The organism is Pseudomonas sp. GW101-3H06, from assembly GCF_059424605.1.
In genome coordinates this window covers 382036-400384 of the sequence record NZ_JBWKZO010000001.1, presented here as the reverse complement: position 1 = coordinate 400384, position 18349 = coordinate 382036, and the positions used below count along the sequence as shown (strand labels likewise).

16 protein-coding genes are annotated in these 18349 nt (G+C 59.4%); 10 read left to right on the top strand and 6 right to left on the bottom strand.

Annotated elements, in window-relative coordinates; genetic code table 11:
* Window positions 1-49: 49 nt before the first annotated feature.
* On the bottom strand, window positions 50-1984 hold the full coding sequence (locus tag AC07ZE_RS01870; protein ID WP_207260477.1) for a RecQ family ATP-dependent DNA helicase: 1935 nt from the start codon (window positions 1982-1984) through the stop codon (window positions 50-52).
* A 265-nt stretch (window positions 1985-2249) separates the two neighbouring features.
* Here AC07ZE_RS01870 and AC07ZE_RS01865 point away from each other — a divergent pair, with 265 nt between their 5' ends.
* The 5 genes from AC07ZE_RS01865 (at window position 2250) to AC07ZE_RS01845 (ending at window position 6128) form a co-directional block, all read left to right on the top strand.
* On the top strand, window positions 2250-3314 hold the full coding sequence (locus AC07ZE_RS01865) for a S8 family peptidase (RefSeq protein WP_207267744.1): 1065 nt from the start codon (window positions 2250-2252) through the stop codon (window positions 3312-3314).
* 323 nt (window positions 3315-3637) lie between these two features.
* On the top strand, window positions 3638-3928 hold the full coding sequence (locus tag AC07ZE_RS01860) for a hypothetical protein (RefSeq protein WP_207260475.1): 291 nt from the start codon (window positions 3638-3640) through the stop codon (window positions 3926-3928).
* 408 nt (window positions 3929-4336) lie between these two features.
* Window positions 4337-4636, top strand: coding sequence for a hypothetical protein (locus AC07ZE_RS01855; RefSeq protein WP_207260473.1), 300 nt, complete (start codon window positions 4337-4339; stop codon window positions 4634-4636).
* A gap of 240 nt (window positions 4637-4876) precedes the next feature.
* The gene (locus AC07ZE_RS01850) at window positions 4877-5230 is read left to right on the top strand and encodes a DUF1493 family protein (protein WP_207260471.1); all 354 of its coding nucleotides are present in this window, start codon (window positions 4877-4879) and stop codon (window positions 5228-5230) included.
* A 43-nt stretch (window positions 5231-5273) separates the two neighbouring features.
* Window positions 5274-6128: a DMT family transporter gene (locus tag AC07ZE_RS01845; protein WP_207267743.1), complete on the top strand. Its 855-nt coding sequence runs from the start codon at window positions 5274-5276 to the stop codon at window positions 6126-6128.
* Window positions 6129-6187: 59 nt separating this feature from the next.
* On the opposite strand, the gene AC07ZE_RS01840 is transcribed toward AC07ZE_RS01845, so the two are convergent.
* The 3 genes from AC07ZE_RS01840 to AC07ZE_RS01830 form a co-directional block, all read right to left on the bottom strand.
* Window positions 6188-7729, bottom strand: coding sequence for a phosphoenolpyruvate carboxykinase (locus AC07ZE_RS01840; protein WP_207260462.1), 1542 nt, complete (start codon window positions 7727-7729; stop codon window positions 6188-6190).
* A gap of 179 nt (window positions 7730-7908) precedes the next feature.
* Window positions 7909-8811 carry an Hsp33 family molecular chaperone HslO gene (hslO, locus tag AC07ZE_RS01835; RefSeq protein WP_207260454.1) on the bottom strand — a complete coding sequence of 301 codons (903 nt, stop codon included), beginning with the start codon at window positions 8809-8811 and terminating at the stop codon, window positions 7909-7911.
* 227 nt (window positions 8812-9038) lie between these two features.
* Complete coding sequence (locus tag AC07ZE_RS01830) at window positions 9039-9443, bottom strand: RNA-binding S4 domain-containing protein (RefSeq protein ID WP_207260439.1); 405 nt, start codon at window positions 9441-9443, stop codon at window positions 9039-9041.
* A 215-nt stretch (window positions 9444-9658) separates the two neighbouring features.
* Here AC07ZE_RS01830 and rimB point away from each other — a divergent pair, with 215 nt between their 5' ends.
* Together rimB and rimK are read left to right on the top strand one after the other, a co-directional pair.
* Window positions 9659-10138 carry a retropepsin-like aspartic endopeptidase RimB gene (gene rimB, locus AC07ZE_RS01825; protein WP_095192378.1) on the top strand — a complete coding sequence of 160 codons (480 nt, stop codon included), beginning with the start codon at window positions 9659-9661 and terminating at the stop codon, window positions 10136-10138.
* On the top strand, window positions 10135-11040 hold the full coding sequence (rimK, locus tag AC07ZE_RS01820; RefSeq protein ID WP_007972871.1) for a 30S ribosomal protein S6--L-glutamate ligase: 906 nt from the start codon (window positions 10135-10137) through the stop codon (window positions 11038-11040). The genes rimB and rimK overlap by 4 nt, the downstream gene beginning before the upstream one ends.
* A gap of 127 nt (window positions 11041-11167) precedes the next feature.
* On the opposite strand, the gene AC07ZE_RS01815 is transcribed toward rimK, so the two are convergent.
* Together AC07ZE_RS01815 and ompR are read right to left on the bottom strand one after the other, a co-directional pair.
* Window positions 11168-12481, bottom strand: coding sequence for an ATP-binding protein (locus tag AC07ZE_RS01815; RefSeq protein ID WP_095192379.1), 1314 nt, complete (start codon window positions 12479-12481; stop codon window positions 11168-11170).
* 114 nt (window positions 12482-12595) lie between these two features.
* The gene (gene ompR, locus AC07ZE_RS01810; protein WP_020795794.1) at window positions 12596-13336 is read right to left on the bottom strand and encodes an osmolarity response regulator transcription factor OmpR; all 741 of its coding nucleotides are present in this window, start codon (window positions 13334-13336) and stop codon (window positions 12596-12598) included.
* A gap of 362 nt (window positions 13337-13698) precedes the next feature.
* On the opposite strand from ompR, the gene AC07ZE_RS01805 reads away from it, so the two are divergent.
* From AC07ZE_RS01805 to gshA, 3 genes are all read left to right on the top strand, one after another.
* The gene (locus AC07ZE_RS01805; RefSeq protein WP_137805919.1) at window positions 13699-16023 is read left to right on the top strand and encodes a Tex family protein; all 2325 of its coding nucleotides are present in this window, start codon (window positions 13699-13701) and stop codon (window positions 16021-16023) included.
* On the top strand, window positions 16023-16406 hold the full coding sequence (locus AC07ZE_RS01800) for a PaaI family thioesterase (RefSeq protein ID WP_095192381.1): 384 nt from the start codon (window positions 16023-16025) through the stop codon (window positions 16404-16406). The genes AC07ZE_RS01805 and AC07ZE_RS01800 overlap by 1 nt, the downstream gene beginning before the upstream one ends.
* Window positions 16407-16653: 247 nt before the next feature.
* The gene (gene gshA / locus AC07ZE_RS01795; protein WP_207260437.1) at window positions 16654-18237 is read left to right on the top strand and encodes a glutamate--cysteine ligase; all 1584 of its coding nucleotides are present in this window, start codon (window positions 16654-16656) and stop codon (window positions 18235-18237) included.
* Window positions 18238-18349 lie beyond the last annotated feature (112 nt).

Below are 18349 nucleotides of genomic sequence, written 5' to 3'. Positions count from 1 at the left end.
CGGCGTAATCGTTCTTCGCGAGCAGGCTCGCTCCCACATTTATCGCATCTCAATCAGACAGATGATGTTCAGCCCACGCGCGCACCTCGGCGTAGGAATAATCCTCAAGCGCTGCATACCCGGAAATCGTCCGGACCTTGAGCTTGGTGAACAGCGGCACACTGATCCCGCACAGAAACCGCGTCACACGCTCCGCAGAAGGCAAACTGCCGGTGTGCTGCTCATGCCTGTGGATAAAGTCGCCGCACAAGGCCTCGAAATTTTTATCTGCAAGCGCCGGCAATGCCGGTGGCTCAGGCAGACGCGCCACCTGCCCATGACAGACAGAACAATGCCCACACTGCCGAGGCGCATTTTCATCACCGAAATACTCGGCCAGCCGATAACCCAGGCAATGGTCGGTGGCGAACAGATCGAGCATGGCGTGGATTCGTGCGATTTCGGTTTGCTCATGCCGAGTGAAGTCAGCGTGCAGTTCTTCGCTCAATGCGGCGCTGTCAAAGTCCGATTGCAGCAAGCTGTAGACCTCGGTCATCAGTTTGCTTTCAAGCTCCACCCAGCCCTTCTCCTGAAAGTAATCCAGCGCCTTGACCACCCTGTCCCGCTCAGCCTGATACTGCTCGTACAGCGTATCGAAATTGACCGTGGCCCAAGTCCGGGCGCGGGAGGACGTCTGAATGATCGCCGCGACGAAATCCCTGCGCTCACCTTCGAAACGGGCCAGCAGTTCCTGCGGTTCCAGCAAATATTTGAAACGGTACTCGGCGTAGTACGCGTAACGCGGGGCGATGATTCCACGCAGTTCCAGCTGAACCAGCAGAGTCTTTAACGGCAGCTGGCGAATGTTGCTGTTGTCCGCCAGCGGCCCCAACAGAAACTCCCACTGCCCTTCAGGCGCACATGCTTGCAACTCGTCGAGCACACGGCGTATGCCGTCGCACTCCGGCGTATCGCCGTAGACGAAGTTCTCCAGCACGTTGAGGCTGTCACGATTGGCCAGTACCAGGCAGTCGGACGGCTGCCCGTCACGCCCGGCACGACCAATTTCCTGGCTGTAGTTTTCGATGGATTTGGGCAGATCGAAATGCACCACGTTGCGGATGTCGCTCTTGTCGATGCCCATGCCGAACGCGATGGTGGCTACGATGCAATTGGACTGCCCACCCATGAAGCGCTTCTGGATACCGTCGCGCTGATCATTTGGCAAACCTGCGTGATAGGCCTCGGCCTGAATGCCGTTACGGCTCAGATGCTCGGCAATGTGCTCGGCGGTTTTTTGCAGGGTGACGTAGACAATGCTCGGCTGGTCGGGACGCTCGCTCATCCACTCAACCAGGCGTCGGCGCTTGTCCTGCCCACGCACCGGTTCAACCCAGAGCTTGAGGTTGGGCCGATAGAATCCGGTGGTCACTACATCCTCGGGAGCGATGGCGAATCTGGCCTGCATGTCGGCGATCACCTTGGGCGTCGCAGTGGCCGTCAGCAGCAGGACTTGAGGGATGTTGAACTGACGTTGGTAGTCCGGGAGCTTGAGATAATCCGGACGGAAGTTATGGCCCCACTCCGAAATACAATGCGCCTCGTCCACCACCAGCAACGAGATCGGGACCTGCTGCAAAAAATGGCGGAAACGTTCGTTCTTCAGGCGCTCCACGGAAATCATCAGGATCTTCAATTCGCCAGACCTGGCGCGTGCCATGACATCGCTGGCGTCATCGCGGCTCTGCGCCGAATCGATACTGCCTGCCGCAATGCCGCGGCGTTGCAGGAACGCCAACTGATCCTGCATCAACGCCAACAGGGGCGAGACCACCAGCGTCAGGTGCGGCAGCATGACCGCCGATAACTGATAACACAGGGATTTGCCGGAGCCGGTGGGAAAAATCGCCGCCGCCGAACGCCCGGCCAACACTGCGCTGATCGTTGCTTCCTGGCCGGGTCGAAACAGTGGATAACCGAAAACCTGCTCCAGGGTGTTGTGCATAAGCTGTCACTCCATTGACCGCTGCGATGGACAAAGCCTAGCCGGCGATCGCAGCGAGTCGAGAAAAGGTCGGGGCAAAAAACGATACCGGATGATACAGCCTCAACCCACGCTGCTTGCGCCACAGATTGAAATACACGGAGCACTTTGCCACCTGACGACCACTGCCCATCCACGGGTAAGGTTCGCAACCAACAACGCAAATCTGCGCAAAACTTCATCGGCAAGCAGCCTGGAGGACGCAGACCCATTCGAAGGACCGAGTATGTTCCAACCCCCAATTTTTCCATTGGCTCTCGTACTGACCATGCCTCTGCTTCTCGGCGGATGCCTGTCGCCTCCCAAACAGCCCCCTATCGAAGCAGACCCATTCAATACGCCCGAGTATCAGGCTCAAAAAGGGCTGGCAGTCATCAAGGCATCACGACTCTATGCCCGAGGCGGTACTGGTCAGGGCGTGACTGTCGCGTTGATCGACTCCGGCCTGAACACCGACCTTCCGGAATTTGAAGGCAGGGTCTTTGACCCCGGATTCGACCATGTCGAGAACCGCCCCGGCACCCATGATCGACTCGGTCACGGCACACAAATGGCCGGTATTCTCGCCGCCAACAAAGATGAACAGGGCATGCATGGCATCGCGTTCAATGCTCAGCTGATCCCTTACCGTTTCGGCGACGATAACGAACCGTTCTTTTTCGATGATGAAATCGCCCTGTCCTGGCAGGACGGATTCGATAAAGGCGCCCGCATCCTGAGTAACTCCTGGGCCAACTCCATTCCAGCTACCGAGATCACTGAAGCGCGCTACAACCAGGTCATGCCGAAATCATTGGTGACCGCCCGAAAACTGGTCAAGGACGGCGCCGTGATGGTCTTTCCAACCGGTAATGAACTCAAGCGCGAACCGCTGGCGGAGCCGGGCTTGCCTGTCGCCCTGCCTGAGCTGGAGAAAGGCTGGATCGCTGTCGTCGCACTGAAAAATGATGGCAGCGCCATCAACGCCAAATCCAATTATTGCGGCGTGGCGGCGGCGTGGTGCATTGCCGTTCCGGGCGGGGACTCGGGTGCTGGCCAAGGCCTTTTGACCACAGACAAGGATGGCAAGTATGTGCAAACCGCGGGCACATCACCTGCGACGGCATTGGTCAGCGGAGCACTGGCCGCCCTGCAAAGCCGCTTCCCTCACCTCAATGCACAACAGATTCGTGAGCATTTGTTGTCGACGACCAATCGCACTGGCATCTACGCCAATAGCGAAGCTTATGGCCGGGGGCTGATGGACCTGGATGCAGCATCGCGCACGCCCCCCAAAGTCCAGGTTTACTAAATATGATCGCCGAGCCCGTCCCGCCGTACGGGCTCAAGCTTCAGCCTTACGAAAAACCTCACAGAGTCTTAGGCATCTCCTGCCGAGATTGGCCATGCAATACCTGATAACGCCGTAGGCATTTTTACCAATAGCGGCTTCATAACCAAAAACCAGCTTCAGTGCGTAGGCTCCTTCCTCAATCGGCGATAAAAGCCCTACGAAAGCCGTCCCCTACCGCCGTCTTGTCCCTCACTGATCGCCCCTTCTATAGTTTCCAGCGCGGCAGAAAGCAGTGTCTCGGCCTGCCGGAACAGTTGCCGAATTCGCACAGGACCACTTCGATGAACAACACTGATCCAATGACCGACCGCTATCGTCCGCTCAAATCCAGCTACAGCGAAACCGCAGTGCTGGTCATCGACACCGACGCCGATTCCTTGGAAATCCTCGACGCCGCCCACCAACGCATCCGCGCCGCCAGCGACTTGCTCGAAACCTTGTACTGCCTGTGCTTCAAACAGGCCGACGCCAGCGACATCCCCAACATCGTCAGTGCGCTGTACCTGCTGATCCAGGACGGCAACGACCTGCTCGACATCGCCCGTCAGCGCTTGCCCAAAACCACCCGCTGACCACATTCCCCTTGTGGGAGCGAGCCTGCTCGCGAAGAACGATAACGCGGTCTATCTGAAGCCCATCGCGATGAAGGAAAGTCTGTAGGGATCGCCCTATCAAAGCTTCGGCACGGTCCTACAAAACAAGACAACTTGTCGCCTATCGCTGTCCCGAGGCTAATACCTATAGTCGTGACTGTCGCTATCAGCGACTCGGGCTTGGTCACCCGATGGAACACACAAACGCGTCCGTTGTATGCTGCCGGCATCTCAAGTGTCTGTACGCTTTATGGTGGCTGTGTTTGGGACGCCTTAGGGCGTGCCGGTCTTGTGTGTTCTACCGGTTGACCAACCCGAACACAGTCCGCCTCCATCGCTTGGTCACGATGAAAGCGGTTTCATCTGAAGCATTTGAGAATACATAAAATGAACAAATGGAACCCGTTCACCAACGAACGTTACCTGCCACTCCAAACCAACCTCACCGACACTTCGCCCCTGATCATCGACACAGCAGCCAACCCCCAAGACATCCCCGAAGCCGCCCTCCAGCGCATCCGAGCCTCCAGCGACCTCCTCCAAACCTTGCACTGCCAAAGCTTCAAGGACGGTGACGTCGAAGACATTCCCCACATCACCCACGCGCTTTACCTCCTGACCCAGGACGGCTACGACCTACTCAAGGTTGCACAGCAACGCATGCTCAACTGGAAAGCCCCTGCCTGACATTGATGGATGATCGTTCCCATTCTCGCTTGGGAACGATCAGGTAACGAGACCGGCCTCTGATAAACGCAACGTATCGAAAGCCTTTACCGAACACTGGAGATGATCATGAGCAAGTTTTTTGATGAGCTAATGGAAAGCGTGCAAGATGTGGATGAGATTTTACGAGGCGAACGCCGGCCTTCCACTCATGACCGACGACCAACAAGCTCCACGCAAATCTCCTCTGGATACCCCACCATGAACCTCGCCCCAAACTTCCCCGATGACGCCACCATGCACCTGCTCATCCAGCTACTCCACGAAGAAATCGGCCTCCTCGAACGCAAAACCATCCATCTCACCACCTCGATCAATTTCGACCTCGGCTGCAACGGCGCCGACGCACAACACTTGATCGAAACCCTGGAAGACCAATTCCACATCGATTTCGTGGATTACGACAGTTATCGCTATTTCCAGCCCGAAGGCTACGATGTGTTCCTCAAGCGCAAAGCCAAGGGTCGCGGCGACAAGGAACCATTGACCATCGGCATGCTCTACCGGGCTATCAAGGCCCAACGCTGGGACACTCGGGAGCTTGAAGGTCTGTAACGTCCCCGGCGCTTAACAATAAGGACATTGCGTGGACGTACTGATGGGGTTGTTGGCCGCCTTGCTTTGGGGCGGCACGGATTTTCTGGTGGGTTTGAACGCCCGCGCAGTCGGTGTCAAACGCGCGGTTTACTTCGGTCAGGCACTGGGCTTTACCATCATGAGCCTGCTGCTGATCGCCTTTCCCGTATTCATTCTGCGGTCCATGGCCGCGCCTCTCGAAACCTGGCTGTTCGGGGTTGTGGCTGCGGTGCTGACCGTATCTGGCGCCCTTGCCTTATCCAAGGCCTTTGCGCTCGGTAAAGCGTCCATTGTGGCGCCGCTGGTGACGTCCTACGGCGTTGTAACCACGCTGTTGTCCTGGGCTGGCGGAGAACAGATCAGCCTGCTCCAGTTGTTGTGTATCGCCCTGTGCGTGATCGGCGTGGTCCTCTCCAGCATTCACTCCGACCCGAAAGTGCCACACACCACTCAAGCGAGCAGTTCCATTGCCTACGCACTGCTGGCGGCAGCGTTCTACGGCACCAGTTTCTGGCTACAAGGCCGCTTCGTCCTGCCGATACTCGGGCCGGTGACGATGCTGTGGCTGGCCTACCTGGTGGGCCTGATTGTGCTGGTGGTGATCGTCCTCAGGATCGATGATGGCCTGAAGATCCCGCCGCTGAAAAACTGCCTGACATTGACCGGCGCGAGCCTGATGAATCTCGGTGGCTTCTCGTCTTTTGCTTGGGGAGCGGTGGCCGGCTCGGTTTCGGTGGTGACGGTGATCAGCACGCTCTCAGGTGGGATCGCGGCGATTCTGGGGTACGTGTTTTTCAAGGAACGGCTGGCGAAGATTCAGGTGTTGGGGATTGTCCTGGTGCTGGTTGGCGCGTTTGTCTTGCACCTGAAGACCTGAAAAACGCACACAAAAAAGCCGCCCCGAAGGGCGGCTTTTTCATTGCGTCAAACCAACACTTACAGCTTAGGACCAGCAGCCTTGATCGCGTCGCTCACTTCGAACTTCTTGAAGTTCTCGATGAACAGGCCGGCCAGTGCTTTGGCGGCCTCGTCGTAGGCGGCTTTGTCGGCCCACGTGTTGCGTGGGTTCAACAGGCCAGTTTCAACGCCCGGTACGGCCAACGGCACGTCGAGGTTGATGGTGTCCAGGTGCTCGGTTTCGGTACCGATCAGCGCGCCGCTCTGGATCGCTGCGATCACGGCACGGGTGGTCGGGATGTTGAAGCGTTTGCCGACGCCGTAGCCGCCGCCGGTCCAGCCGGTGTTGACCAGGTAAACCTTGGAGCCGAAGCCACGGATGCGCTTGATCAGCAGTTCTGCGTATTCGCCAGCCGGACGCGGGAAGAACGGTGCGCCGAAGCAGGTGGAGAAGGTCGACTTGATGCCGCTGCCCGAACCCATTTCAGTCGAGCCCACCAGAGCGGTGTAGCCGGACAGGAAGTGGTAGGCCGCCTGTTCTTCGTTCAGGATCGACACTGGCGGCAGTACGCCGGTCAGGTCGCAGGTCAGGAAGATCACGGCGTTCGGCTCGCCACCGAGGTTTTTCTCGGAACGCTTGGCAACGTGTTCCAGCGGATAGGCGGCACGGCTGTTCTGGGTCAGGCTGACATCAGCGTAGTCGGCGTGCTTGGCGTCATCGATGACGACGTTTTCCAGGACTGCGCCGTGCTTGATGGCTTTCCAGATGACCGGCTCGTTCTTCTCGGACAAGTCGATGCACTTGGCGTAGCAGCCGCCTTCGATGTTGAAGACAACGCCTTCGCCCCAGCCGTGTTCGTCGTCACCGATCAGGTAACGGCTTTCGTCGGCGGACAGGGTGGTTTTGCCGGTGCCGGACAGACCGAAGAACAGGGTCACGTCGCCTTCTTCGCCGATGTTGGCGGCGCAGTGCATTGGCAGTACGTCAGCGGCCGGCAGCAGGAAGTTCTGCACCGAGAACATGGCTTTTTTCATTTCACCGGCGTAACGCATGCCGGCGATCAGCACTTTCTTCTGGGCGAAGTTGATGATGACGCAACCGTCGGAGTTGGTGCCGTCACGCTCAGGCACGCACTCGAAGTTGGCAACGTTAAGGACCTGCCACTCTTCACGACCTGCCGGGTTGTACTGGGCCGGGTTGATGAACAAGCAACGACCGAACAGGTTCTGCCAGGCGGTCTGGGTGGTCATCTTCACAGCCAGGTAGTGCTCGGAAGCGGCACCTACGTGGACGTGGGAAACGAAATGCTCTTGCGCGTTGTTGAAGGCCTCGACGCGAGCCCACAGGGCATCGAACTTGTCGGCCGGGAACTTGCGGTTGATCGGGCCCCAGGCGATGGCGGCCTGGGTGGTCGGCTCATCAACGATGAAACGATCGACCGGCGAACGGCCGGTACGGTGACCGGTGCGAACAACCAGTGCGCCGGTATCGGCAAGCTCGCCTTCACCGCGGTTCAGGGCTTCTTTAACCAGATCATCAACACTCAGATCGGTGTACACGGCGTTATTGGCTTGCGTCATGAGGTTCCCCGTCGGCCAGTGGCCGAGTGCTCCAAACGTTTTGTAGTAGAAAGTCGTGCACTACTACCGCGAAAAAAGTGGGCCGGATTATGCCAGAAAAGCCCAAAAAGTGTAGGGTCCTCCCGTCGTAACGGCGTTATTCCGGCACTAACCAGTGAATTTACCTGCGCTGAACCGTTTTAGTGACGGGTATCTGACGGTGAATCGACACCCGCGCCGGCGAACAATTGAGTGACATCGGCGGCATCAAACAGGTATTGCTGGTTGCAGAACTGGCAGTCAATTTCGATATTGCCACCGTGTTCAACCACCAGTTTTTGCGCGTCTTCCATACCCAGACTGACCAGCGCATTGGCTGAACGTTCGCGCGAGCAGCTGCAGCGGAAGCGCAGTTTTTGCACATCGAACAGACGCACTTGCTCTTCGTGATAGAGACGATGAAGCACGGTTTCGTTGTCCAGGCCCAACAGCTCATCGGCGGTCAAGGTGGTGGCCAGAGCGGTGAGGTGCTGCCAGCTGGCGGCACGCTCTTCTTCGTCTTTCAAGCGATCGGCGGGCAGCTGCTGCAGCAATAGGCCACGGGCGCGACGGCCATCGGCGCAGAGTTTGATGCGCGTACCGATCTGCTGCGACATGACGAAATAGTTGGTGAAACAGTCAGACAACGTTTCACCGTCCAGATCGACCACGCCCTGATAACGCTGGCCCTGTGTAGGGTCGATGGTCAATGTCAACGAGCCATCCGGCATCAAGTCGGCCAGAGTAGCATCGGGGGCGATCCGGTCCGCCTCGTAACGGGCCAGGCCACGGATGTCGCGCTCGCTGGAACACTCGATCATCAGCAACGGGATCGGGCCTTCGGAACGGGCCTGAAGGATCAGCAACCCGTCGAACTTCAAGGTGCCGACCAGCAACGCCGCCGCTGCCATCAGCTCGCCGAGCAGTTGTGCGACCGGCTCCGGATAGGCGTGTTTGGCGAGGACTTCAGCATAGCTGAGCTCCAGCGAAACCATCTCGCCACGGGTGTCGCTGTCATCGAAGATGAAGCGTTGGGTGAAGTCGTTATCCGGTAGGTCGGTCATAAGTCTGGGTATCTGAAGTGGAGACAAAAGTGGTTACAGAATTGGAATTTACGCCTGGCCATCGCGCCCTGCTGCCTGGTTATGGCTTACAGGTCGGCAGCTGCGTGCGCTTTACGACGAATGGCGCTGCCAATGGCTCATGTAGGGTAGGCGAATTACCCCATATGGCTACGCGCAAGCACAATTACAAGTGTTCGCCTGTTTGACTGATCGACGGACCCGATCATTCATTCGTTGCTGCTGCCATGAAACTTGAACAGATCCCGCCGTTGCTTTTTGCTCGGCTTGCCATCGGTGCTCACACCCAGAGCACCTGCCTTGCGCTGGGCCGCGGCATTCTCGCGCTTGGCGATGCTGGCTTCGGTTTCGGCGTACAGCGTCTGCGCTTCCGGGGCGCCACGGCGCACGATCGACAGCGCCTGAACCACCACCGTGCGCTCATCGAAGCCGGTGCGAATCACGAACTCATCGCCGATGCGTGGCTCCTTGCCCGGCTTGCAGCGCTCGCCACGGCAGTGCACCTTACCGCTTTCGATCGCCGCCTTGGCCAACGCGCGGGTTTTGTAAAAACGTGCGGCCCACAACCATTTATCGAGACGGACTTTGTCGTCCTCTTCGTTTTTTTGTGCCATGGGATTTCCTCGTTCTGAAATATTGGTGAACTGTACTACCGTTCTCTCGTACCAAGAATTACGTCGTCCCGGATTACAATGCTGACATTCCATAACCTCATTGCGAAGCTGGAAATCCCGGCCGTCGATATCTGTCGCCTTTTAACCATTATTCTGCGTGAATACCGCGAATTCGGCCGCCTGCGGCCACTGCGGTTTCTACCGGTTGAGCAATCTTGAAGACATTTGACCATTTGACCGTTGTCGGTCTGCGCGAGTGGGTGGCACTTCCTGATCTGGGAGTTGCCGGCCTTCGGGCAAAAATCGACACCGGCGCGAGTACCTCCAGCCTGCATGCTACCGACATCGAGACATTCGACCGCGACGGCGAGCAATGGGTGCGTTTCACGGCGCATCTGGGCACGGTGGTGCAGTTGCGTCACCGGCGCTGTGAAGCACCGCTGGTGACGATGAAAACCATTAAAAGCTCCAACGGTCACGCGCAGGTGCGGTACGTGATCAGCACCACCCTGGCCCTCGGTGATCGGGTCTGGCGGGTCCAGTTCACGCTGGCCTGCCGCAAGTCCATGCGTTATCGCCTGCTACTCGGTTCCAAAGCCCTGATCGACGGCCAGTTGGTCGTCAATCCGGGCATCAAGTATGTACAAGACAAGCCGGTGTTCCCGGTATCTACCCTCTCCACAGGTGTTGCATGAAGATCGCTGTGCTGTCGCGGAACCCGCGTCTGTATTCCACCCGTCGCCTGGTCGAAGCCGGTACCGAACGCGGCCATGAAATGGTGGTGGTCGATACCCTGCGCGCCTACATGAACATCGCCAGCCACAAGCCGCAGATCCATTACCGTGGCAAACCGCTGGAAGGTTTTGACGCCGTGATCCCGCGAATCGGTGCATCGGTCACGTTTTATGGCTGTGCGGTGTTGCGCCAGTTCGAAATGATGGGGGTTTTTCCACTCAACGAATCGGTGGCCATCGCCCGCTCCCGGGACAAACTGCGCTCGTTGCAACTGCTGTCACGCCGCGGAATCGGTTTGCCAGTCACCGGTTTTGCCCATTCGCCGGACGACATTCCTGACCTGATCGAAATGGTCAACGGCGCACCACTGGTGATCAAGGTGCTGGAAGGCACCCAAGGCATCGGCGTGGTCCTGTGCGAGACCGCCACGGCGGCAGAGTCGGTGATCGAGGCGTTCATGGGCCTCAAGCAAAACATCATGGTTCAGGAATACATCAAGGAGGCTGGCGGTGCCGACATTCGCTGCTTCGTGGTGGGCGACAAGGTGATTGCGGCGATGAAGCGCCAGGCCAAACCCGGTGAGTTTCGCTCCAACCTGCATCGCGGCGGTAGCGCAAGCCTGATCAAGATCACGCCGGAGGAGCGCATGACGGCATTGCGCGCGGCGAAGGTCATGGGCCTGGCGGTCGCGGGTGTGGATATCCTGCGTTCCAATCACGGGCCGCTGGTGATGGAGGTGAACTCGTCACCAGGACTGGAAGGAATCGAGACCACCACTGGGAAGAACGTGGCGGGGATCATCATTGAACATCTGGAAAAGAATGGCGGGCCGAATATGACCCGGACCAAGGGCAAGGGATAACCCAAGCCTTTGCGGTGGCAAGGAGGCCGCTTTCGCGAGCAAGCTCGCTCCCACAATAGATACATTTCAACTGTGGGAGCGAGCCTGCTCGCGAAGAGGCCACTAGCCCCCCTGAAGATTTCCGCCTTTAGACCGCATCCCGCGGCAACAACAACCCCAACGGCAAGCGCACCCGCGCTTCCAGCCCACCGCCGGTGCGGTTGCGCAGTTCAACATTGCCGCCGTGCATCGAAGCTATCCGCTTCACGATCGCCAACCCCAACCCGGTGCCCTTCCCGCCCCGGGCCCGATCACCCCGTGTGAACGGGTTGAAGATCGCTTCCAGCTCCGATGGATCGATCCCGGCACCACGGTCCATGACGCTCAGCACCACGTACGGCGCACTGGTATCCCCCGACACATACGCCGCCACTTCGACCCCGCTGCCCGCGTGATGCAAGGCATTGCCGATCAGGTTGTTCAATAGACGTTTCATTGACACCCTGCGCAATGGAAACGGCTGGATCGGCTCCAGGCGCAAGCGCACTTTCTCTTCGTTCTGGTTGTACGGTGCGGCGACTTCGCGAACCAGATCGCTCAGGTCCACCTCCTCCACCGATTCGTCGCGACCGTCGCGGATGAACGCGAGAAACTGGTCGAGAATCGCGTCCATGTCTTCGATGTCGCGGACCATGTCATCCGTGAGGTCGCTTCGGTCGCCCATCAGCTCCAGGGACAACCGCAAGCGGGTCAGCGGTGTGCGCAGGTCATGGGACACCCCGGCCAGCATCAGCTCACGCTCGCGACCGGCCTGCTCGACGTCTTCGGCCATCTGGTTGAAGGCGCGATAAACCTCGGTCATTTCACTCGGCGTATCGCTGATTGGAAGTCGCACGCTGCGACCCTGGCCGAGTTGGCGCGCAGCGTAGACCAGACGTTTCAGGGGTTGGTTGAGCTGACTGACGAAAATCCAAGCCGATGCAGTGGACAGCAAGCCAATGGCCAGGAACCATCCGAGTACATTCCAGATTTTCTGACCGCGCAACGGATGCGGATACAGCGGCACTTTCAGCCAGCCGTCGCCCAGGCTTGGCGCTCGAACCCATAATGCCGGTGGCGAGTGCATGCGCAATCGCACCTCGGTATCGGCACCCAGTTCAGCCTGCATCTGCCGCTGATAGATTTCGCTGTAAGGCCAGTGTTGCTCGCCTTCCGGCACGCCGGCACCCACCACCCGGATCAGGGTCGCGGCTTCGGCTATCTTGTCACGGTTGTTTTCATCGGCCGCCCAGTAGGCACGCAACGTCAGCGCGACACCGTGGCTGTATTGGCGGTCCACCAGCACGTCTTCGTTCATCAACAGATAGACCAGGGTCAGTGCCTTGGAAAACAGAACGACGATCAGCACCAGCCAAAGGGTGCGGGAAAAGAAACTCTGGGGGAACCAAACCGGGGTTTTCATAGTTAAGCGCTACACACTTGCAGGAACGAGCGATGCTCGCATATTGCGGGTCGCAAGTCTGCGGGCAAGGTCAGCCGACCGTTGCCCGCACGACCCGCTACTGCAAATCGCCGATCACTTGGTGGCGGCGCCATCCGGAACGAACACGTAACCCACGCCCCAGACAGTCTGGATGTAGCGCGGCTTGGACGGATCGGGCTCGATCATCCGGCGCAGACGGGAAATCTGTACGTCGATGGAACGCTCCAGCGCATCCCATTCGCGGCCACGGGCCAGGTTCATCAGCTTGTCGCGGGTCAGAGGCTGACGAGCGTTCATCACCAGGGCCTTGAGTACGGCGAACTCACCGGTGGTGAGCATGTGCACTTCTTCACCGCGCTTGAGTTCGCGGGTGGCCAGGGACAACTCGTAGTCACCGAAGGTCACGCTTTCGTCTTCGCTGCCTGGCGCGCCCGGCACCGGTGCAGACTGACGACGCAGGACGGCCTTGACGCGCGCCATCAGTTCGTCCGGGTTGAACGGCTTGGCCAGGTAATCGTCGGCGCCCAGTTCAAGGCCCTTGATGCGGCTCAGCTCGTCGCCCTTGGCGGTCAGCATGATGATTGGAATCTGATTGTTCGCGCCGCGCAGGCGGCGGCAGGCGGTCAGGCCGTCTTCGCCGGGCAGCATCAGGTCGAGAACGACCAGGTTGAACACTTCGCGTGCCAGCAGGCGGTCCATTTGCTCGGTGTTCGGTACGGCGCGGGCGCGATAGCCCTTGCTGACGAAAAAACGCTCCAGCAGGCTGCTGAGCCCCGGATCGTCGTCAACAATAAGAATTTTTTCGCCTTCAGCAATGTTTGCAGTGCTGCTCATTGGATGCTCCTTTGATCTCGGCGCGCATTATGGCGTAGCTGCCGTTATACGCACCGTGTGCATTGTTAGCAGATTTTTCCTTCCCCGCCAGGAATCCAGGCATTTTGCCTACAGCCTGCGATACCCCCCGAAGGGCAGAACGCTGGTTATAATGCGCGGCCTTTTGTGTCAGGCAACGTCTGATCGTTACGCCGGGCGGCCGCTTTTTATTTTTATGGCGCCGGCAGTAATTGTTCGATTTCACGGGTCAACGGGATACCTTTTGATCCAGGTAGCGGCGCAGGCCAGGCCGCTCAACCAGACTCGCCAGGCCGTTATCCCTGCGCCTGCGAGCCTGCTTTCACAATTTGTCAGGTGGTTTTATGGACAGCATCAACAGCCGCATTGCCGAAGAACTCGGCGTACGCCCACAACAGGTCGAAGCGGCCGTCGCGCTACTCGATGAAGGCTCTACCGTTCCCTTCATCGCCCGTTACCGGAAAGAAGTGACCGGCAGCCTCGATGACACCCAGCTACGTCATCTGGAAGAGCGTCTGCGCTACCTGCGAGAACTCGACGAACGGCGCATCAGCATCCTGGCCAGCATCCAGGAGCAAGGCAAGCTGACCCCGCAACTCGAACGCGACATCAAGCTCGCCGACACCAAGACCCGCCTCGAGGACTTGTACCTGCCGTACAAGCAGAAGCGCCGCACCAAGGGCCAGATCGCCCTGGAAGCCGGCCTCGGCGACTTGGCTGACGGTCTGTTCAACGACCCGAGTCTGACACCGGAGGTCGAAGCCGCACGTTTCGTCGACACTGAAAAAGGCGTGGCCGATGTGAAGGCCGCCCTCGAAGGGGCCAAGTACATCCTGATGGAGCGTTTTGCTGAAGACGCGGGCCTGCTGGACAAGCTGCGCAACTATCTCAAGCAGGAAGCCACTCTCAGTGCCCGCGTGATCGCCGGCAAGGAAGAGGAAGGCGCCAAGTTCCGCGATTACTTCGAACACGACGAACCGCTCAAAAGCATGCCATCGCACCGAGCCCTGGCAATTTTCCGTGGTCGCAACGAAGGCATTCTCAGTTCCGCATTGAAAGTGGGTGATGAGCTTCCAGGCACCATGCACCCGTGCGAAGGCATGATCGGCCAGCAATTCGGTATCCAGAACCAGAACCGTCCGGCCGATAAATGGCTGGGCGAAGTAGTGCGCTGGACCTGGAAGGTCAAGCTCTACACCCACCTGGAAACCGACCTGCTGGGCGAGCTGCGCGACGGCGCGGAGACCGAAGCGATCAACGTTTTTGCCCACAACCTGCACGACTTGCTGCTGTCGGCCCCGGCCGGCCCGCGCGCCACCCTGGGCCTCGACCCGGGCCTGCGCACCGGCTGCAAGGTGGCCGTGGTCGATTCCACCGGCAAATTACTGGATCACGCCACGGTTTACCCGCACGTACCGCACAACAAATGGGACCAGACCATCGCTATTCTCGCGGCCCTGTGCGCCAAGCACTCGGTGGACCTGATCGCCATCGGCAACGGCACCGCCAGCCGCGAAACCGACAAGCTGGCCGCCGAACTGATCAAAAAATACCCAGCCATGAAGATGACCAAGGTCATGGTTTCCGAAGCCGGTGCATCGGTTTATTCGGCGTCGGAACTGGCCTCGAAGGAATTCCCGGACCTCGACGTGTCGATCCGCGGCGCCGTGTCCATTGCCCGTCGCCTGCAGGACCCACTGGCCGAGCTGGTAAAAATCGATCCGAAATCCATCGGTGTCGGCCAGTACCAGCACGACGTGTCGCAGTTGAAACTGGCGCGCGGCCTGGATGCCGTGGTCGAAGACTGTGTGAACGCCGTCGGCGTGGACGTGAACACCGCATCCGTGGCGCTGCTGGCACGGATTTCCGGCCTCAACGCGACCCTTGCGCAGAACATCGTCAGCCACCGCGACGAGCATGGCGCGTTCAAAACCCGCGCAGCGTTGAAGAAAGTGGCGCGGCTGGGCGAGAAAACCTTCGAACAGGCGGCTGGCTTCCTGCGCGTCATGAACGGCGAAAACCCGCTGGATTCGTCCGCCGTGCACCCGGAAGCCTACCCGCTGGTGCAGCGCATCGCCGCAGAAACCGACCGCGACATCCGCTCGCTGATCGGCGATGCCGCGTTCCTCAAGCGCCTGGACCCGAAAAAATACACCGACGAGACCTTCGGCCTGCCGACCGTCACCGACATCCTGCAAGAACTGGAAAAACCAGGGCGCGATCCGCGTCCGGAGTTCAAGACTGCCGAGTTCCAGGAAGGCGTCGAAGATCTCAAGGATCTGGAACTGGGCATGATCCTCGAAGGCGTGGTGACCAACGTGACCAACTTCGGCGCATTTGTCGACATCGGCGTGCATCAGGACGGTTTGGTGCACATCTCTGCACTTTCGGAGAAGTTCATCAAGGATCCGCGTGAAGCGGTCAAGGCCGGCGACGTGGTGAAAGTGAAGGTCATGGAAGTCGACATCCCGCGTAAGCGCGTGGGCCTGTCGATGCGCATGAGCGACACCCCGGGCGAGAAAATCGACGGTGCCCGTGGCGCACGTCCAGGCTCGGCGCCACGCCAATCCCAGAACAGCGCACCACGCAAGGAAACCCCGGCGGCGGCCCCGGCCAACAACGCCATGGCTTCGCTGTTCGCCAACGCCAAGCAGTTGAAGAAACGCTGATGGACATCCCGGCCGGGCTGACCGAAAGCGCGTTTTTCAGGCTCCTGGGCTGTCGTCTGCACAGCCTGGAAACCGGGGTGGCGCAAGTCGCCCTGGGGCTTGAACCGCAGTTGCGCAATCGTGGCGGCAAGCTGCACGGTGGGGCCCTGTTCAGTCTGGTGGACATTGCCATGGGGCTGGCCTGTTCCAGCACCCACGGCTTTGACCAGCAGAGCGCGACCATCGAGTGCAAGATCAACTACATCCGCGCCGTCGCCGACGGCGAGGTGATGTGTACGGCGCGGGTGATCCACCCGGGCCGCCGCACGCTGGTGGTCGAAGCCGACGTGATGCAAGGCGACAAACTGGTCGCAAAAGCGCAAGGCACGTTCGCTGTCCTGTAGCTAGCCGTCATCGATTTGAGGTAATTTCGACGCATTGAATCCTGTGGGAGCGAGCCTGCTCGCGAAGGCGGTAGGTCAGACGACAACCTGGTCGGCTGACAGTCCCTCTTCGCGAGCAGGCTCGCTCCCATGGGGGATTGTGCTGATCAGTCCAAAAACCAGGCGAAAACGCCAGTTTCAACTTCACCCTTGTAGACCGTCTTACCCACCCCCATATTGGGGCGACTGACGCGTGAAGGAATCCAACTTGAGCGAACTTCTCAACCGCCGCCTGGCCCTGCTCGGCGAGCGCGCTAACCTCTCTCTGCTCGAACAGTGCCTTCACGGCATCGAACGTGAATGCCTGCGCGTGACCGGCGAAGGTCGCCTGGCGCAAACGCCGCACCCGGAAGCCTTGGGTTCCGCGCTGACCAATGAACAGATCACCACCGACTACTCCGAGTCGCTGCTGGAGTTCATCACCCCGGCCCTGCCCGATCCTGCCGATACGCTGGCGAGCCTGGACAGCATTCACCGTTTTGCCTACAGCAAGCTCGGCAACGAGTACCTGTGGAGTCCATCGATGCCGTGCCCGTTGCCGGCCGAGGAAGATATCCCGATCGCCTATTACGGCACCTCCAACATCGGTCAGCTCAAGTACGTGTACCGCAAGGGCCTGGCCCTGCGCTACGGCAAGACCATGCAGTGCATCGCGGGGATCCATTACAACTTTTCCCTGCCGGAAAAACTCTGGCCGCTGCTCAAGGCGGCTGAGGGTGTTGTCGGCACCGACCGCGACTTCCAGTCGTCGTCCTACATCGCCCTGATCCGCAACTTCCGCCGCTACAGCTGGCTGCTGATGTACCTGTTCGGTGCGTCGCCGGCCCTGGACGCCGGTTTCCTGCGTGGTCGTTCGCACCAGTTGGAACAGCTGGATCCGGATACCCTGTATCTGCCGTACGCCACCAGCCTGCGCATGAGCGACCTGGGTTACCAGAGCAACGCCCAGGCTGGCCTGACCCCATGCTACAACGACCTGGTCAGCTACACCGACAGCCTGCGCAAAGCGGTGGCCACGCCGTATGCACCGTATGTCGAGGTCGGCACGCACAAGGACGGTGAGTGGGTTCAGCTCAACACCAACATCCTGCAGATCGAAAACGAGTACTACTCCAACATCCGTCCGAAACGCGTGACCTATTCCGGTGAGCGTCCGATCCAGGCACTGATGGCCCGCGGCATCCAGTACGTCGAAGTACGTTGCCTGGACATCAACCCGTTCCTGCCGATGGGCATCGACATCACCGAATCACGTTTCCTCGACGCCTTCCTGCTGTACTGCGCCCTGAACGATAGCCCGCTGCTGACCAGCACCAGCTGTGGCAACGCGACGTCGAATTTCCTCAGCGTGGTCAAGGAAGGCCGGCGTCCGGGCCTGCAACTGCAACGCGACGGCCACCCGGTGGACCTGAAAGAGTGGGCTGGCGAACTGCTGGAAAACATCGCACCGCTGGCCGCGCTGCTCGACCAGAGCCATGGCGGCGATGCCCACAGCAAGGCGCTGGATGCCCAGTTGGCCAAGGTCCAGGACCCGTCCCTGACGCCATCGGCCCAGGTGCTGGCGGCGATGGCCGAGCACAAGGAAAGCTTTGCCCAGTTCTCGTTGCGCCAAAGCCAGGCTCATGCGGAGTATTTCCGTAGCGAACCACTGTCCAGCGAAGACCAGGCGAAGTTTGAAGAGCGCGCACGTTCATCGCTCGCTGAGCAAGTTGAGCTGGAGCAGAACGAGGTGGGCGATTTCGATGTGTTTGTCGGGTCGTATCAGGCGAGCATTCTGGCGATCAGCAACTAACCTGAAAACGCGCCCCCCCTGTGGGAGCGGGCTTGCTCGGGAAGACGGTGCACCAGTCAACATTGATGTCGGCTGACAGTCCCTCTTCGCGAGCAAGCCCGCTCCCACAGGG

Coding starts and splice junctions, on each gene's coding strand:
- AC07ZE_RS01855 (WP_207260473.1), top strand. CDS start 4,337: ATGAACAAATGGAACCCGTTCACCAACGAACGTTACCTGCCACTCCAA.
- AC07ZE_RS01845 (WP_207267743.1), top strand. CDS start 5,274: ATGGGGTTGTTGGCCGCCTTGCTTTGGGGCGGCACGGATTTTCTGGTG.
- rimK (WP_007972871.1), top strand. CDS start 10,135: ATGAAGATCGCTGTGCTGTCGCGGAACCCGCGTCTGTATTCCACCCGT.
- AC07ZE_RS01840 (WP_207260462.1), bottom strand. CDS start 7,729: ATGACGCAAGCCAATAACGCCGTGTACACCGATCTGAGTGTTGATGAT.
- AC07ZE_RS01805 (WP_137805919.1), top strand. CDS start 13,699: ATGGACAGCATCAACAGCCGCATTGCCGAAGAACTCGGCGTACGCCCA.
- hslO (WP_207260454.1), bottom strand. CDS start 8,811: ATGACCGACCTACCGGATAACGACTTCACCCAACGCTTCATCTTCGAT.
- ompR (WP_020795794.1), bottom strand. CDS start 13,336: ATGAGCAGCACTGCAAACATTGCTGAAGGCGAAAAAATTCTTATTGTT.
- AC07ZE_RS01800 (WP_095192381.1), top strand. CDS start 16,023: ATGGACATCCCGGCCGGGCTGACCGAAAGCGCGTTTTTCAGGCTCCTG.
- AC07ZE_RS01815 (WP_095192379.1), bottom strand. CDS start 12,481: ATGAAAACCCCGGTTTGGTTCCCCCAGAGTTTCTTTTCCCGCACCCTT.
- AC07ZE_RS01870 (WP_207260477.1), bottom strand. CDS start 1,984: ATGCACAACACCCTGGAGCAGGTTTTCGGTTATCCACTGTTTCGACCC.
- AC07ZE_RS01860 (WP_207260475.1), top strand. CDS start 3,638: ATGAACAACACTGATCCAATGACCGACCGCTATCGTCCGCTCAAATCC.
- AC07ZE_RS01865 (WP_207267744.1), top strand. CDS start 2,250: ATGTTCCAACCCCCAATTTTTCCATTGGCTCTCGTACTGACCATGCCT.
- AC07ZE_RS01850 (WP_207260471.1), top strand. CDS start 4,877: ATGAACCTCGCCCCAAACTTCCCCGATGACGCCACCATGCACCTGCTC.
- AC07ZE_RS01830 (WP_207260439.1), bottom strand. CDS start 9,443: ATGGCACAAAAAAACGAAGAGGACGACAAAGTCCGTCTCGATAAATGG.